Origin of the sequence: Streptomyces akebiae (genome assembly GCF_019599145.1) — a bacterium.
GTDB classification, from domain to species: domain Bacteria; phylum Actinomycetota; class Actinomycetes; order Streptomycetales; family Streptomycetaceae; genus Streptomyces; species Streptomyces akebiae.
Map to the genome: position 1 here is coordinate 9,514,690 of NZ_CP080647.1, position 15,427 is coordinate 9,530,116.

12 protein-coding genes and 1 pseudogene are annotated in these 15,427 nt (G+C 69.2%); 2 read left to right on the forward strand and 11 right to left on the reverse strand.

Annotated features, from left to right (window positions below):
- Positions 1-18: 18 nt before the first annotated feature.
- From K1J60_RS41255 to K1J60_RS41300, 10 genes are all read right to left on the reverse strand, one after another.
- On the reverse strand, positions 19-1,461 hold the full coding sequence (locus tag K1J60_RS41255; RefSeq protein WP_220650683.1) for a sugar porter family MFS transporter: 1,443 nt from the start codon (positions 1,459-1,461) through the stop codon (positions 19-21).
- A gap of 40 nt (positions 1,462-1,501) precedes the next feature.
- Positions 1,502-2,998 carry a CoA-acylating methylmalonate-semialdehyde dehydrogenase gene (locus K1J60_RS41260; RefSeq protein ID WP_220650684.1) on the reverse strand — a complete coding sequence of 499 codons (1,497 nt, stop codon included), beginning with the start codon at positions 2,996-2,998 and terminating at the stop codon, positions 1,502-1,504.
- A gap of 29 nt (positions 2,999-3,027) precedes the next feature.
- Positions 3,028-4,911 (reverse strand): 3D-(3,5/4)-trihydroxycyclohexane-1,2-dione acylhydrolase (decyclizing), encoded by a 1,884-nt coding sequence (gene iolD, locus K1J60_RS41265; protein WP_220650685.1) that lies wholly within the window; start codon positions 4,909-4,911, stop codon positions 3,028-3,030.
- Positions 4,908-5,804: a 5-deoxy-glucuronate isomerase gene (iolB, locus tag K1J60_RS41270; RefSeq protein ID WP_220650686.1), complete on the reverse strand. Its 897-nt coding sequence runs from the start codon at positions 5,802-5,804 to the stop codon at positions 4,908-4,910. The genes iolD and iolB overlap by 4 nt, the downstream gene beginning before the upstream one ends.
- Positions 5,801-6,673: a Cgl0159 family (beta/alpha)8-fold protein gene (locus K1J60_RS41275; RefSeq protein WP_220650687.1), complete on the reverse strand. Its 873-nt coding sequence runs from the start codon at positions 6,671-6,673 to the stop codon at positions 5,801-5,803. The genes iolB and K1J60_RS41275 overlap by 4 nt, the downstream gene beginning before the upstream one ends.
- Positions 6,674-6,677: 4 nt before the next feature.
- A complete protein-coding gene (gene iolC, locus K1J60_RS41280; RefSeq protein ID WP_220650688.1) occupies positions 6,678-7,646 on the reverse strand; it encodes a 5-dehydro-2-deoxygluconokinase in 969 nt (322 codons plus the stop codon).
- Between the two features lie 101 nt (positions 7,647-7,747).
- Positions 7,748-8,605 carry a sugar phosphate isomerase/epimerase family protein gene (locus tag K1J60_RS41285; RefSeq protein ID WP_220650689.1) on the reverse strand — a complete coding sequence of 286 codons (858 nt, stop codon included), beginning with the start codon at positions 8,603-8,605 and terminating at the stop codon, positions 7,748-7,750.
- 53 nt (positions 8,606-8,658) lie between these two features.
- A complete protein-coding gene (locus tag K1J60_RS41290; protein ID WP_220650690.1) occupies positions 8,659-9,564 on the reverse strand; it encodes an ATP-binding cassette domain-containing protein in 906 nt (301 codons plus the stop codon).
- Positions 9,565-9,572: 8 nt separating this feature from the next.
- The gene (locus K1J60_RS41295; protein ID WP_220650691.1) at positions 9,573-10,649 is read right to left on the reverse strand and encodes an ABC transporter permease; all 1,077 of its coding nucleotides are present in this window, start codon (positions 10,647-10,649) and stop codon (positions 9,573-9,575) included.
- Positions 10,650-10,656: 7 nt separating this feature from the next.
- Positions 10,657-11,676, reverse strand: coding sequence for a sugar ABC transporter substrate-binding protein (locus K1J60_RS41300; protein WP_220650692.1), 1,020 nt, complete (start codon positions 11,674-11,676; stop codon positions 10,657-10,659).
- A gap of 277 nt (positions 11,677-11,953) precedes the next feature.
- Here K1J60_RS41300 and K1J60_RS41305 point away from each other — a divergent pair, with 277 nt between their 5' ends.
- A complete protein-coding gene (locus K1J60_RS41305; protein WP_259408141.1) occupies positions 11,954-12,985 on the forward strand; it encodes a LacI family DNA-binding transcriptional regulator in 1,032 nt (343 codons plus the stop codon).
- Between the two features lie 190 nt (positions 12,986-13,175).
- Here the strand turns inward: K1J60_RS41305 and K1J60_RS41310 are convergent.
- Positions 13,176-14,020, reverse strand: a pseudogene (locus tag K1J60_RS41310) (transposase); the annotation flags it as partial.
- 59 nt (positions 14,021-14,079) lie between these two features.
- Between K1J60_RS41310 and K1J60_RS41315 the strand changes: the two are divergent.
- Complete coding sequence (locus K1J60_RS41315; protein ID WP_220650693.1) at positions 14,080-15,372, forward strand: IS701 family transposase; 1,293 nt, start codon at positions 14,080-14,082, stop codon at positions 15,370-15,372.
- The last annotated feature ends 55 nt before the right edge of the window (positions 15,373-15,427 follow it).

A 15,427-nucleotide genomic window follows, 5' to 3' on the forward strand; every position in this document is an offset into this window, starting at 1 on the left:
AACAGCGGGAGGGCCTGGTCAGGTGGCGTACTGTCCGCGGAAGTGGGACTCGATGGCTTCCATCGAGCGCCCCCGGGTCTCGGGAACGGTGCGCAGGTAATGGAGGAAGGTGGCGGCGTTGATCGCGGCGAAGATCAGGAAGGTGAACCCGCCGATCGCGTCGATCAGCGGCGGGAACACCAGGGTCACCAGGAAGTTCGCCATCCAGGTGCCGAAGACGGCCGTACCCATCGCGAAGCCGCGCAGCCGGAGCGGGAAGATCTCCGAGAGCATCAGCCAGAACACGGTCGCGATGCACCCCTGCATGAACAGCAGGAACGTCAGCATCGACGCGAGCACGAGGTAGCTGCGCACGGTCGACTCGGGCAGGACCAGGAAGCAGAACGCGATCAGCACGAGCGAGACGGTGACGCCGATCTGACCGGTCAGCAGCATGGGGCGTCGGCCGTACCTGCCGAGCAGATACATGCCCGTCGAGACCGCGAGCACGGCCACGACCCCGTTCGCGATGGTCGCGGTCAGGGCGGCCTGTGTACCCAGACCGGTGTCCAGCAGGATCGTCGGCGCGAAGTACATGATCGAGTTGACGCCGGTCAGTTGGGTCAGGGCGGCCAGCCCGAACCCGAACGTCACGATGCGCCGGATCCACGGGGTGCGCAGGTCACCCCAGCCGGCCCGGGGCTCGCGGGCGTCGGCGACGACACGCTCCTTGATCGCCGCGAACTCCACGGCGACGACATCCGCGTCACGGACGAGGCCCAGCGTGCGTTCGGCCTCCTCGTACCGGCCGCGCGAGGCCAGCCAGCGCGGCGACTCGGGCACGAACAGCATGCCGGCCCAGAGCAGCACGGCGGGCACCGAGGCGATCGCGAGCATCCAGCGCCACACGCCCCCCTCGCCCACGGTCTCGGCGATGACCGCGTTCGAGGTGTACGCCAGCAGCTGACCCGTCACGATCATCAGCTCGTTCTGGGTCACCAGACGCCCTCGGCGCTCGGCCGGAGCCAGCTCCGCGAGGAACACCGGCACCGTCGCCGACGCCCCGCCGACGGCCAGCCCGAGCAGCACCCGGAAGAGGACCATCACCCAGAGGTCCGGGGCGAGCGCGGTGCCGAGCGCGCCGACGAAGAACAGCACGGCGAGCCCGAGGATCGTCCGCCTGCGCCCATGGTGGTCGCAGAGCCGGCCGCCGAACAGTGCGCCGAACGCCGCGCCGAGCACGAGGGACGAGGCGACGACGCCTTCGGTCAGCGGGGTGAGGCCGAGCCCGCCCTCCCCGGGCGAGAGGGCCATGAAGGGCAGTGCTCCGGAGATGACTCCGGTGTCGTAGCCGAAGAGGAGCCCACCGAAGGTCGCGATGACCGTGATGGTCCGCAGCCTCCGGTAGACCTTCGGCGAGGTGTCGCCCATGGCGGCCGTGCTCGGTGCGGGGGCCTGAGTCGCGTCGTCCCTGACGCCCATGGCCACCTCCTAGCGGTCGATGTGGGGGGACGGGATCAACTCAGGTGCTGGTGGGGAAGTTGAAGCCGGCGTTCACTTGCTGGGCGGGCTGGGGCCAGCGGGTGGTGACGACCTTGGGGCGGGTGTAGAAGCGGATGCCTTCGGGGCCGTGGATGGGGGAGTCGCCGATGAGGGAGTCCTTCCAGCCGCCGAAGGAGTAGTACGACATCGGCACGGGCACGGGGACGTTGATGCCGATCATGCCGACCTTGACGGTGCGCTGGAAGCGGCGGGCGGCCTCGCCGGAGGCGGTGAAGAGGGCGGTGCCGTTGCCGTAGGGGTTGGCGTTGATGAGGTCGATGGCGTGGTCGAGGGAGTCGGTGCGGATGACGGCGAGGACCGGGCCGAACAGCTCTTCCTTGTAGGCGTCCATGTCGGTGGTGACGTGGTCGAGGAGGGAGGGGCCGGTGAAGAAGCCGTCCTCGTGGCCGTCGATCTTGAGGCCGCGTCCGTCGACGACGACGGTGGCCCCTTGGGTGGCGGCGCCGCCGACCGCGTTCTCGACGCGTTCCTGGGCGGTCTTGGTGACGAGTGGGCCCATGTCGGTGCCGGGCTGGTCGCCGGGGCCGACCTTCACCTCGCGGGCCTTGCGCTGGAGGATCTCGACGAGCTTGTCGGCGGCGTCGCCGACGGCGATGGCGACGGAGACGGCCATACAGCGTTCGCCGGCGGAGCCGTAGGCGCCGGCGGTGATGTGGTTGGCGGCGAATTCGAGGTCGGCGTCGGGGAGGACGACGGCGTGGTTCTTGGCGCCGCCGAGGGCCTGGACGCGTTTGCCGTGGGCGGTCGCGGTCTCGTGGACGTACTTGGCGATGGGGGTGGAGCCGACGAAGGAGACGGCTTCGATGCCGGGGTGGGTGAGGATCGCGTCGACGGCCGGCTTGCCGCCGTGGACGACGTTGAAGACGCTGTCGGGGAGGCCGGCTTTCTGGTAGAGCTCGGCGACGAAGTTCGCCGCCGACGGGTCGCGCTCACTGGGCTTGAGGATGAAGGTGTTGCCGGTGGCGATGGCGATGGGGTGCATCCACAGGGGCACCATGGCGGGGAAGTTGAAGGGGGTGATGCCGGCGACGACGCCGAGGGGCTGGCGGAAGTTGTGCACGTCCACGCCGCGTGAGACCTGGTCGGAGAAGGAGCCCTTCAGCACGTCGCCGAGGCCGCAGGCGAACTCCACGACCTCGCGGCCGCGTGTGATCTCGCCGCGTGCGTCGTCGACGGTCTTGCCGTGCTCGGCGGAGATGATCCGGCCCAGCTCCTCCTCGTGCTCGACGAGCAACTGGCGGAAGGCGAACATCACCTGGGTGCGCTGGCTGAGCGAGGACTCCGACCAGGTCTCGAACGCGGCGGAAGCAGCTGCGACGGCGGTGTCCACGTCGGCGGTGCCGCCCAGGACCACCTGTGCCTGCTCGGCACCGGTGGCCGGGTTGAACACCGGCTGGGTGTTGGCGGCGGAGCCCTGGGTGGGGCTGCCGTTGATCCAGTGCTGGATGGTAGTCACGGTGCGGGTTTCCTTTGCGGGGACGGGACTTACAGGTAGTGCCGCTGGGTGCGCTTGTGGGCGGCGTATGTCTCGTACGCGGTGCGGGTGGTGTCGAGGGCGGAGGTCTGGCTGACGGGGACGTCCCACCAGCCGTGGCCGGGTGGGTTGGGCCCGTAGAGGTCGGTCTCGACGTGCACGACCGTGGTGTGGGTGGCGGCTTTCGCCTTCTCCATCGCGGTGCGGAATTCGTCGACGGTGGTGGCGTGCAGGACGTCCGCGCCGAGGGAGGCGGCGTTGGCGGCGAGGTCGACGGGGAGGATGCCACCGTCGAGGCGGCCCGAGTCCTCGTCGCGGAAGCGGTACTCGGTGCCGAAGCGCTGCGAGCCGAGGGACTCGGACAGGGCGCCGATGGAGGCGAAGCCATGGTTCTGGACGAGGACGATGATGACCTTCAGTCCTTCGGAGACCATGGTGACGATCTCCTGGGCCATCATCAGATAGGAGCCGTCACCGACCAGGACGACGACCTCGCGCGAGGGGTCGGCCATCTTGGCGCCGACGCTGGCGGCGACTTCGTAGCCCATGCAGGAGTAGGCGTACTCGACGTGGTAGGCCTTCGGATCCCGTGCCCGCCACAGTTGTTGCAGGTCGCCGGGCATGGATCCGGCCGCGTTGATGACCACGTCGCGGTCGCCGAGGACGTCGTTGAGGGCGCCGAGGATCTGGGTCTGAGCGGGGAGTTCGCCGGTGTTGCGGTCCGGGGCGAAGCATTCCTCCTCGATCTCCCTTGTACGGGCTATCAGTTGGCGTGTCCGGTCGCGGTACTCCTGGTCCACCTCCCAGTCCGTCAGCGCGCCCGCGAGGGCCTGGATGCCGAGCCGGGCGTCCGCGACCAGGGGTTCGGCGGAGTGCTTCACGGCGTCCAGGCGGGTGACGTTGAGGTTGACGAAGGTGGCGTCGGGGTTGGCGAAGACGGTGTGGCTGGCGGTGGTGAAGTCGGAGTAGCGGGTGCCGATCCCGAGGATCACATCGGCCTCGCGTGCCAGCTCGTTCGCGGCATACGAACCGGTCGAGCCGATCCCGCCGACCGCGTACGGGTGGTCCCAGGCGACGGCGCCCTTGCCGGCGTGGGTGTCGGCGACGGGGATGCCGGTGGCTTCGGCGAAGGCCCGCAGCTGAGTCTCGGCACCGGAGTAGACGGTGCCGCCACCTGCGACGATCAGCGGCTTGCGGGCGCCTCGCAGCAGGGCGGCGGCGCGCTCGACGGCGGCCGGCTCCGGAACCGGGCGGCCCACATGCCACACCCGGCGCCGGAAGAACGAGACGGGCCAGTCGTACGCTTCGGCCTGCACGTCCTGCGGGAGGGCGAGGGTGACGGCGCCGGTCTCGACGGGGTCGGTCAGTACCCGCATCGCGGCGAGTGCGGCCGGGATCAGCTGCTCGGGACGCGAGATGCGGTCGAAGTACTTGGATACGGCGCGGAAGGTGTCGTTGACGGTGACGTCGCCGCCCCGGGTGTCCTCCAGCTGCTGGAGGACGGGGTCGGCGGCGCGGGTGGCGAACATGTCGGAGGGCAGCAGCAGCACCGGGATGCGGTTGGTGGTGGCGAGCGCCGCGCCGGTGATCATGTTGGTGGAGCCGGGGCCGGTGGAGGCGGTGCAGGCGAAGGTGGCGAGCCGGTCACGCATCTTGGCGTAGGCGACGGAGGCGTGGACCATGCCCTGTTCGTTGCGGGCGAGGTAGTAGGGCAGGTCGGCTTCGCCGGTCGTGGCTGCCTGCAACAGTGCCTGGCCGATGCCGGCGACGTTGCCGTGCCCGAAGATGCCCCACACACCGGGGATGAGGCGGTGTTCCTGGCCGTCGCGTTCGCTGTACTGGTGGGCCAGGAAGCGTACGAGCGCCTGGGCGGTGGTGAGTCGGATGGTGTTCATTGCTCGGTGGGCCCTTCGAAGGGAAGCCGGTCGTCGACGTCCTGGGACTCCCAGGTGGAACGCACCCAGCCGTGGGCGGGGTCGTCGCAGATCAGCCAGGCGCGGTCCTGCCCCGGACCGGCCATGACGTTGAGGTAGTACAGGTCGTATCCGGGGGCCGCGATCGACGGGCCGTGCCAGCCGTGCGGAATGAGGACGGCGTCGCCGGAGCGCACCTCGGCGAGCACCTCGATGGGCCGGTCGGTGGTGCCGTAGACCCGCTGGTAGCCGAAGCCGTTCCCGTCGCCGGAGACCTCGAAGTAGTAGATCTCCTCCAGCTCCGACTCGACCGGGTTGCCGGCCTCGTCGGTGCGTACCTCGTCGTGCTTGTGCGGCGGGTACGAGGACCAGTTCCCGCCGGGGGTGAGCACCTCGCACACCAGCAGCTGCTCGGCGTCGAACGTGCCGGGCAGGCAGTAGTTGTTGACCTGCCGCGAGCACGCCCCGGCACCCCGCAGCTCGACAGGGACGTCCTCCTTGCGCCCGTACCGAGCCGGTTGACCTCCCCGCTCGGTACGGGCGGAGGGCAGCGCGAACCGTCCCCCGGCCGCGCTGCTGATGAGAGCCTCCGACTCGCGCGGGAGATACGCGAAGTCGGTGGCCGAGGCGAACACGCCTGTCCGGCCGGCGAGTTCGAAGGCCTTGCCGTCCGTGGTGACGGTGCAGGAGCCCGTCAGCGGCAGGACCAGGAACTCGGAATCCCCGGTGGACAGGGCGTGCGCCTCGCCCGGGCCCAGGGTCAGGATCCTGAGTCCGGAGTATCCCCAGCCCGCCGACTCCGGCGTGATCAGGAGGTCGTAGGGGCCGTCGGCCGATGTGCCCCTGGACAGGTGGTACTTGCTGGTGTCGCTCACAGCAGGCTCACCGCCCGGTCCACCGCCCCGGCGACATCGCCGTCCGAGGGGTAGAGCAGGGAGCGGCCCACGACCAGACCCTGAGCGGTGGGCTGCTTCAGTGCCTTGCCCCAGGAGGCGAAGGCCGCGTCGGCGTCCTTGACCTCGCCGCCCAGCAGCAGCGCGGGCAGCGTGGAGGAGGCGAGGACGCGCTCCATGTCGTCGACGACCGGCAGCTTCAGCCAGGTGTAGGCGGTGCGGCGGCCCAGCCCGGAGGCAATGGTGACCGCCTTGACGGCGGCGTCGGTGGAGAGGTCGTTGCGGATCTTCCCGTCCTGCCAGAGGGAGAGGAACGGCTCGACCATGGCTATGAGCTGCCGGTCGTTCAGCTCGTCGACCGCGCGGGCGGTGTTCTCCAGGACCGACGGGGTGGCCGGGTCGTCGAGGGCGATGCGGGTGAGCATCTTGCCGCCGTCGAAGCCCATCGCCGCGATCGTCTCGGCGTCGTACCCGGTGAACCGGTCGTCGATCTCGAACACCGAACCCGCCAGCCCACCGCGGTTCATGGAACCGAAGACGCTCTTGCCGTCGAGGACGCCGAGCAGCAGCAGGTCCTCCAGGATGTCGGCGGTGGCCAGGACGCCGGTCACTCCGGGCCGTTCCAGCGCCACGCACAGGCGGTCGAGCAGCTTGAAGCGGTCGGCCATGGCGGTCGGGTCGCCGCCTACGCCGTTGGCACCTCGCGCCGGATGGTCGGCGGCGATGATCATGGCTTTACCGTGCTCGCCGAGCAGCGAGGTCGCCCTCACACGGCGGGCGGCGGCCGCCGCGATGGCACCGGGGTCGTTGACGCGGGCCCCCACGATCCGGCTCACATTGTCGGGCAGCATGGCGTCACACCTCTCGTTCATCGGATGCGAGGGCTGCCTCGCGGAGCTTGGCCGCGACCTCGGCCTCGGTGGGCATGGCGTCGGAGCAGGACAGTCGGCCCGCCACGATCGCGCCGGCGGCATTGGCGAAGGACACCGTGCGGCGCGTGTCCCAGCCGGACAGCAGCCCGTGGCACAGCGCGCCGCCGAAGGCGTCCCCCGCGCCGAGACCGTTGACGACGTCGACGGGCACCGGCGGGATCTCGGCGGTCGAGCCGTCCCGGGTCATGGCCAGCACGCCCTTGGGGCCCTGCTTGACCACGGCGAGCTCGACCCCGGCGGCGAGCAGTGCCTTCGCGGCGGCGTACGGCTCGCGCTCCCCGGTCGCCACCTCGCACTCGTCGAGGTTGCCGACGGCGACGGTGGTGTGGCGCAGGGCCTCGGCGTAGTACGTACGGGCCTGGTCCGGGTCGTTCCAGAACATCGGCCGCCAGTCCAGGTCGAAGACCGTCGTGCCCGCCTTCGCCCGATGCGCCAGCGCCGCGAGGGTGGCCGAGCGGCTCGGCTCCTCGCTCAGCCCCGTCCCGGTCATCCAGAAGACGCTGGCGTCGCGCACGGCGTCCAGGTCGAGCTCGTCGGGACGGATGTCCAGGTCAGGGGCCTTGGGCAGGCGGTAGAAGTACAGCGGGAAGTCGTCCGGCGGGAAGATCTCGCAGAACGTCACCGGCGTCGGCGCGATGTCCGACGTCCCCACGAAGCCGGCGTCGACGCCGTATCCCTCCAGCGCCTGCCGGACGAAGTCCCCGAACGGGTCGCGGCCCGTCTTGGTGACGACGCTCGCGGTGTGCCCGTAACGGGCGGCGGCCACCGCGACGTTGGTGGGGCTGCCGCCGAGGTACTTGCCGAACGACGTGACCTCGGCCAGCCCCACACCCGTCTGAAGCGGATACACATCCACCCCCACACGGCCCATGGTCAGCACTTCGAACGGCATAACGGCAGCTCCCCTTCTTCCTTAAAGCGCTTTAAGCGACTGCGGCGAGAACGATGCCTTCTGACATATGTCATGTCAATCGGTTGTTAGGTCAATCGATCTCAGGACCAAGTGGTCAGGTACTCGTCGATCTTCTTCCGCATGAAGACGGACGACTCCTTCGCGCGGTCCTCCCAGGCGAAGACGCAGGACGTGAGAGTGCCGTCGAAGCCGTTCGCGCGCAGTTCGCGGAAGAGCTCGTCGAAGTCGACCTCGCCCTGACCCATGTCGAGGTGCTGGTGGACGCGTGCTGTCGTGCCGGGCGGGTTGAGGATGTAGCGGTTGCCGGAGGACGCCGTGTGGTCGAAGACGTCGGCCAGATGGACATGGGTGAGCAGATCGCCCGCGTGCTTGATGATGCCGGGGGCGTCATTGCCGATGTGGAAGGTGTGCGGGGCGCAGTAGAGGAAACTGACGCTGGGGTGGTTGATCCCGCGGATCAGGTTCACCGCGTCGTGGCCGTCCTCGATGAAGTCGTCCGGGTGCGGCTCCAGGGCGAGCTTGACGCCCTCCCGCTCGAAGAGCGGAAGGAGTTCGTCCATCGACTTCCAGAATTGGGCCTCGCTGCGGTCCGGGTCCTCGGGGCGCCCGTTGAACTCGGAGATCATGCTGTCCACACCGAGGTCCGAGCAGATCTGGATGGACCGCTTCCAGTAGCGGACGGCGGCCTGCCGCGCGTCCTCGTCGGGGCCGGACCAGCGGAAGAGGGGCAGGAGGGAGGAGATCCCGACGCCCGCCGCGTCCAGCGCCTTGCGGAACTTCCGTACGGTGGCGTCGTCCACGCGCGGATGGCGGAAGAAGGGGATGAAGTCCTCTCGGGGGGAGAGCTCGATCCATTCGTAGCCCAACTCGGCGACTACGGCGGGCAGTTCGAGGAGCGGGACATTGCGGATCATGTATGGGTCGAGGGCGATCTTCACGACGGGGTACCTTCCGGGGTGTCAGGGGAGGACGGTGGAGCGTCGGGGCCGGTTCACGCAGCCCCGTCCTTCGAGGTGGCCACGGGTGCGGTGAGGTCGTCCTCCTCGGGGAGTTCCTCGACGTCGACGCCGCGTACTTGGGCCAGTTCGTGTTTGAGGGCGGCGAGTTCGGTGCCGCCGGCCATGTGGTTGGTGAGTTCTTCGAGGCTGACCTGGTCGCGGGCGGCACTGAGTTCGAGGGTGCCCAGGCGCAGGACGCTGAAGTGGTCGCCGACCATGTAGGCGTGGTGGGGGTTGTGGGTGATGAAGATGACGCCCAGACCGCGGTCGCGGGCGGCGGCGATGTACTTCAGCACCACACCCGACTGCTTGACGCCGAGGGCGGCGGTGGGCTCGTCGAGGATGAGGACGCGGGCGCCGAAGTAGACGGCGCGGGCGATGGCCACGCACTGGCGCTGGCCGCCGGAGAGGGTACCGATGGGCTGGTCGAGGTCGTCCAGGACGATGCCCATGTTGCGCAGTTCCTCGTCGGCGGTCTTCTTCATCCTGTCGATGTCGAGGCGGCGGACGGGCCAGGGGCCGCGGGTGAATTCGGAGCCGAGGAAGAAGTTGCGCCACACCGGCATCAGGGGCACGGTCGCCAGGTCCTGGTAGACGGTGGCGATACCGGCGTCCAGCGCCTCACGGGGGGTGGAGAAGCGCACCGGCTCGCCGTCGACGAGGACATCGCCCTCGGTGTGCTGGTGCAGGCCGGAGATGATTTTGATGAGGGTGGACTTGCCGGCGCCGTTGTCGCCCAGGACACAGGTGACGCGGCCGGGGTGGACGCTGAGGTTCACGCTGTGCAGGGCGCGGACATTGCCGTAGGCCTTGCCGGTGCCGCGCAGTTCTACGACGGGGGTGTCGTTCTGAGATTCGGTGTCCGTGACGATAGCCGTGTTGGTGTTGGTGTTGGCCATGGGGTGGTTCACCTCCGGGTCGCCTGGCTGCGGACCCACAGATTGACGAGGGCGGCGATCAGGAGCATCACGCCGAGGAAGGCCTTGAACCAGTCGGGGTTCCAGTTGGCGTAGACGATGCCCTGGTTGACCATGCCGAAGATGAAGGCGCCGATGACCGGGCCGATCGCCGAGCCGTAGCCGCCGGTCAGCAGACAGCCGCCGATCACCGCGGCGATGATGTACAGGAACTCGTTGCCCACGCCCTCACCGGACTGCACCGTGTTGAACGAGAACAGCAGGTGCATGCCGACGAACCAGGCCCCGGCGCCGACACCCATGAACAGCGCGACCTTCGTGAAGTTGACGGGGACACCCACCGCGCGGGCGGAGTCCTTGTTGCCGCCGACGGCGAAGATCCAGTTGCCGAACTTGGTGCGCAGCAGCAGCCAGGTGGCGATCGCGGCGAAGACGAGCCAGTAGAAGATCGTGATTTTGAAGTCGACGCCGCCGATCGACACCTCGGACGCGAAGATGCTCTTGGCCTGGTCGAAGCCGTCCATGTCGGCGATCGAGTCACTGGCGACATTGCCGGTGAAGATCTTCGTGACAGCCAGGTTGGAGCCCTGGAGGATCAGGAACGAGCCCAGCGTGACGAGGAAGCTCGGCAGGCCGGTCTTGATGAGCAGCCAGCCGTTGAACGCGCCGACGGCGAGGGACACGAGGAGCGCGACGATCACGCCGGTCCACACGTTCACCGTCAGCTGGAAGGTGAGGATTGCCGCTGTCAGGGCGGAGGTGGTGACCGCGACGCCGGCGGACAGGTCGAACTCGCCGCCGATCATCAGCAGGGCCACCGGCAGGGCCATGATGCCCATCACCGAGGCCTGGTAGAGCACCGTCGCCAGCGAACTGGCCTCGCGGAACGAGGGGGCCACGGAGAAGAAGAACGCGTAGACGCCGATCGCGGCTATGAGCGCGCCGACCTCGGGGCGGGCCAGCAGCCTGCGCCCCAGCGAACGCTGTACGGTGCGGCCGTCCTTGTGGGCGGCCGGCGGAGCCGGCGACGAGGGTGAGCTCGCCGCCGGTGCCGTTGCTTGGGTCATGATCAGATCACCGGGTGCCCTTCGAGGCGAACTTGGCGATCGTGTCGACGTTGTCCTTGTCGACGAAGGCCGGGCCTGTCAGCACCGGCTCCTCGCCACCGCCGCTGTAGTTTCCGTTGTTCTTGTAGAGCCAGAGCGAGTCCACGGCCAGGTAGCCCTGCAGGTAGGGCTGCTGATCGACGGCGAACTCGATGTCGCCCGCCTTGATGGCGTCCGTGAGCTCCTTGTTCAGGTCGAACGTGGCGACCTTCGCCTTGCTGCCCGCGTCCGAGATCGACTCCACCGCCGTCAGCGCGAACGGGGCGCCGAGGGTGACGACCTGGTCGATCGAGGAGTCCTGCTTGAGCTTGGCCGAGATGGTCGACTTGGTCGCGGGCATGTCGTTGCCGTTGACGTAGAGGTTCTCGGTCTTGCCCTTGAAGGTCTTCTTCACGCCGGCGCAGCGCTGCTCCAGGCCGATGTGCCCCTGGACCTGGACGACGCAGAGCGCGTGCTTGGCGCCGGTCTCGTTGAGCTTGTTGCCGAAGGCCTGGCCGGAGACGGCCTCGTCCTGGCCGAAGAAGGAGAGCAGCCCCTGCTCCTTCCAGACGTCCATGCCGGAGTTGAAGCCGACGACGGGGATGCCGGCCTTCTGTGCCTTGGCGATGGCGTCCTTGAGGGCGTCGGGTTTGGCGAGGGTGACGGCGATGCCGTCGACCTTCTGGTCGATCGCGTTCTGGATCAGCGTCGCCTGGCCGCTGGCGCTCTCGTCGTTGGAGTAGATCAGCTCGACGTTGTCCTTGGCGGCGGCGGCCTGGGCGCCCTTGCGGATGATGTCCCAGAACGTGTCGCCGGACGGCGCGTGAGTGACCATCGCGACCTTCATACGGGGCGTGTCGGCCTTGCCGGCCGCGGCGTCCGCCCCGCCCTCCTCGGCCTCCTTGCCGCCGGAGCTGCTGGAACAGCCCGCGAGGACCAGGGTGGCCGCGGCGGCCACGGCCACGACGGAGGCTGTTCTGCGAGAGCGGGGAAGGGAGGTTCGGTTCATGATTCGTGCACCTCACTGTGCAACTGGGAGGGTCGGTGGAACGGCGGCCGTGGGGATGGATGGCGGGTGTGGCGGCCTTGATGTCCTGAGCGAGCGCCTTGTGGGCGTCGTCGCCGACGCCCGAGCCGGAGAACACGATCCGCGCGGACCGCGCTTTCGAGCTGGCTTAGTCGGAACATCAGCACAATTTAAAACGCTTTAAGTTCTGGTACTATCGGATTGTTTCGCGAGCGTGTCAAGGGTGTTGTGCCAGCAGATTTCCGCAGGGGAGGCGCAAGTGGGCGACGGTGATCCCGTACGTCACCGGAATGGCGCGAACAAGCGTCCCCGGCTGGAGGACGTGGCCGCGCGGGTGGGCCTGTCCACCGCGTCGGTGTCCCTCGTGCTGCGTGGGGTGGCCGGTCCCAGTGAGCGGACGCGGCAGCGTGTCCTCAGGGCCGCCGCGGACCTCGGCTATCAGGTGGACCGTACGGCCAGCGTGCTCGCGAGCCGCCGCAGCCGTCTGCTGGGCGTCATGATCGACATCTACAGCCCGTTCCACGCCGAGTTGGTCGACCATCTGCATGTGGCGGCCGAGGAGGTCGGCTATGACCTGGTGCTCAGCACCCTGACGCGCACCCGCGACGAGCACACGGCCGTCGAGACGCTGCTCGCCTACCGCAGCGAGGCCCTGATCCTGCTCGGCCCGACCGCCCCCGCCGCCACCCTCGCCGCGCTGGACCGCAAGTCTCCGGTCATCGCCGTCGGCCGCCGGATCTCCGACGCGGCCCTGGACGTCGTGCGCACCGCTGACGACGACGGGGTCGGGCAGATCGTCGACCATCTCGTGGGGCTCGGCCATCGTGCGATCACCTACGTCGACGGCGGCAAGGGCGTGATCGCCACCGATCGGCGCCGGGGTTACCGCACCGCCATGCGCCGCCACGGCCTGGACGAACACATCAGCGTCCTGCGCGGCGACCACACCGAAGCGGCCGGCGAGCGCGCCGCGGGCCAGCTACTCGGAGCCGGCGATCTTCCCACCGCCGTCGTCGCCTTCAACGACCAGTGCGCCATCGGCGTCCTGGCCGCCCTGGCCCGCGCCGGGGTCGAGATCCCTGGCCGGGTGTCCGTGGTCGGCTACGACGACGACACCCACTCCCGGCTGAGCTGCTTCAATCTGACCACGGTCAGCCAGGGGGCCGAGGCGCAGGCGCGGCATGCGGTGACCGCGGCCGTCGAGCGCCTCGACCAGGACCGGACCGAACCCCGCGAGGTCGTCCTCACCCCGCGTCTCGTCCTCCGGGGGACGACGGCGAAGCCCGTCTGACGTATACGTCGTGCCAGGGCGTGCCCGAGCGGTTTGATGCAGATCAGCGGTTGGATCTTGTCGGCCGCTGTGGACACGGTTCGTGCCTGCGCCGCTGTAGGGCTGACCCGCCTCCCGGTTGATCCCGTCGCCAACAGCGGGGAAGCCAGCCAGGACTGGTGAGTTTTGCGGAGGCTTGTCAGCTTGTCTCTTACCCTCTGAGGCTGTCGCGCTCGATAATGCTTTCGGGTCGCCTGGTCGTTTTCCCAACGTCATAGTGGGTCGCGGGGCGGCGATTCTTGCAGCCAAGTGGTCTTCCTGGTCCGGGTGTTGAGGGGTTCGGTGCATCGGCCGGGCAGTGTGCGGGTGCGGGCGGAGGTTCCGAATGCCCGGCGGACGCGGGCCGGGGTGAGTCGTGCGGGCTCGGTCGGCCTCTCCCAGGGGCGGCGGAGATCCGCCGCGGCTTCGCGGGTGAGCCGGAGCTGGGTGTGGGCGGCGATCACGAGCCGTTCAGAGGTCTCCGGCCTCGGGGGTGCGGATCTTCGGGCGGGTCCAGCCCCGGGTCTGCTTCATCAGCCGGAAGGTGTGTTCCAGGTCGAGGCGCCGCAGGAACGCCTGCCAGCGCACGTCGACGTCCTCGCCGCTCAGGCCGGTGGCCGACGACCGCAGCCAGAGCGGCAGCGGGTCTGCGCCGCCGGGAAGGCGGTTGACCTGGAGGCGGATCAGCGTGCCTTCGATGACGGGGAGTTCGCATGTGTGGTCGATCCACGCGGAGCGGGTGGTCAGGCGGGGGTGGATGCGGTCCCAGGCCATCGCGCGGGCGGTTCCGTACCGGTCGGTGACCTGCACCGTGGCCGCGTCCGGATCACCCCTGGTCTCCGGCTTGGCGAAGCGGAACTCCTTGCCGTGCTTCGGCGGCCGCCCGCCCTGCGGCGGGGAGACCCAGGGCACCGGGACGGGCTTGCGCATCACCCGGTCCGTACGCATCCGGCCCAGGACCTCCACCGGCAGCCCGGCCAGGAGGTGGGCCATGCGCGGGGCGTCGTAGCCGGCGTCGAGCCAGTAGGGCTCCGTTTGGTCTTCCTGTCCGGCCCGTTCGAGAGCACGTTGGTTGTGTGGATGCACATGGAGTGAACCGTGTTCGGGCGAAGTTGGCGTTGTTCGTGGCGGATGTGTTCGCGTCGGTGCCGCGGAAGGACCAGCGGGCGAAGGGCGACTGCCATCTGCGGGGACTGATGCTGGAGAGCCGCCGCAAGTCGATCCAGGCTATGGTCTCGCGGCTGCCGGACGGCGACGAGCAGAACCTGCAGCAGTTCGTGAACCAGTCGACGTGGGATCCGGTGCCGGTGCCGGTGCCGGTGCAGCGGCGGATCTGCGAACGCATGCTGCCGTTGATCGATCCAGTGGCGTGGGTGATCGACGATGTGTCGGTGCCCAAGGACGGCCGGATGTCGGCCGGGGTGGCTCCGCAGTACTGCGGAGCCCTGGGAAAGCGGGCCAACTGCCAGGTCGCGGTCAGCGTCCACGCTGCGACCGATACCGTTTCCTGCCCGCTGCAATGGCGGCTGTTCCTGCCCGGGGAGTGGGCGTCGGACGCCGTTCGCCGGGCCCTCACGCGCATACCGGCAGACGTCACACACCGCGAGAAGCGGCGCCTTGCCCTGGACATGCTCGACACGCTCGCCGGCTGGGGCATGAGGCCGCCGGTCGTAGCGGCCGACGCCGCCTACGGCACCAGCGCTCACCTGCGGGCGGCGCTGTCCGAGCGCGGACTTGCCTACGTCCTGGCCGTCCGGTCGGACGTGAGCGCGCACTCTTTCGAGACGAAGCCCGTGGCCCCGGCCCGCAACGGGCCGGTCGGCTGCTGGCCCCAGCCCCGCTACCGGCAGACGGCACCATCCGTGGCAGCCCTGGCCGCCGCCCTCGGACAGGAGGCATTCGCCCATCTCACCTGGCGACACGGCTCGCGAGGGGAGTTACGCTCCCGCTACGCCACCGTGCGCGTGCGCCCGGCCGGCAAAGCTGTCGAGCGGCCGATCAAAGCCGCGGCCTCGGCCGAACAGGGCTGGTGGGACGGGATCCTGCCAGACTGCTGGCTGCTGACCGAATGGCCTGCCGACGCCGAAGCGCCGACCGACTACTGGCTGTCCAACCTGCCGGACGACACCCCGATCGCCGGCCTGGTCCGTCTGGCGAAGGTCCGCTGGCGCATCGAGCACGACTACCGCGAACTCAAGCACGGCCTGGGCCTGGACCACTTCGAAGGGCGTTCCCGGCCGGGCCGGCACCACCACGTCACCCTCGTGACCGCCACCCACGCCTTCCTCACCGAACAGCGCCTGGCCCCAGAAGTGCCCGGACCGGTCTCACCCCCGACCAAGTCCTCGACGCCCTCCAGGACGTCCTGAGGTGCTGGACCGGCATCTGCACCACCAGCCACCAACCCCTGCCCCGCGGGTCACA

What these genes read in the sequence shown, in the direction of transcription:
- K1J60_RS41290 (WP_220650690.1), bottom strand. Translation starts at nt 9,564, where the DNA reads ATGGCCAACACCAACACCAACACGGCTATCGTCACGGACACCGAATCT.
- K1J60_RS41255 (WP_220650683.1), bottom strand. Translation starts at nt 1,461, where the DNA reads ATGGGCGTCAGGGACGACGCGACTCAGGCCCCCGCACCGAGCACGGCC.
- iolD (WP_220650685.1), bottom strand. Translation starts at nt 4,911, where the DNA reads ATGAACACCATCCGACTCACCACCGCCCAGGCGCTCGTACGCTTCCTG.
- iolC (WP_220650688.1), bottom strand. Translation starts at nt 7,646, where the DNA reads ATGCCGTTCGAAGTGCTGACCATGGGCCGTGTGGGGGTGGATGTGTAT.
- K1J60_RS41275 (WP_220650687.1), bottom strand. Translation starts at nt 6,673, where the DNA reads ATGCTGCCCGACAATGTGAGCCGGATCGTGGGGGCCCGCGTCAACGAC.
- K1J60_RS41300 (WP_220650692.1), bottom strand. Translation starts at nt 11,676, where the DNA reads ATGAACCGAACCTCCCTTCCCCGCTCTCGCAGAACAGCCTCCGTCGTG.
- K1J60_RS41295 (WP_220650691.1), bottom strand. Translation starts at nt 10,649, where the DNA reads ATGACCCAAGCAACGGCACCGGCGGCGAGCTCACCCTCGTCGCCGGCT.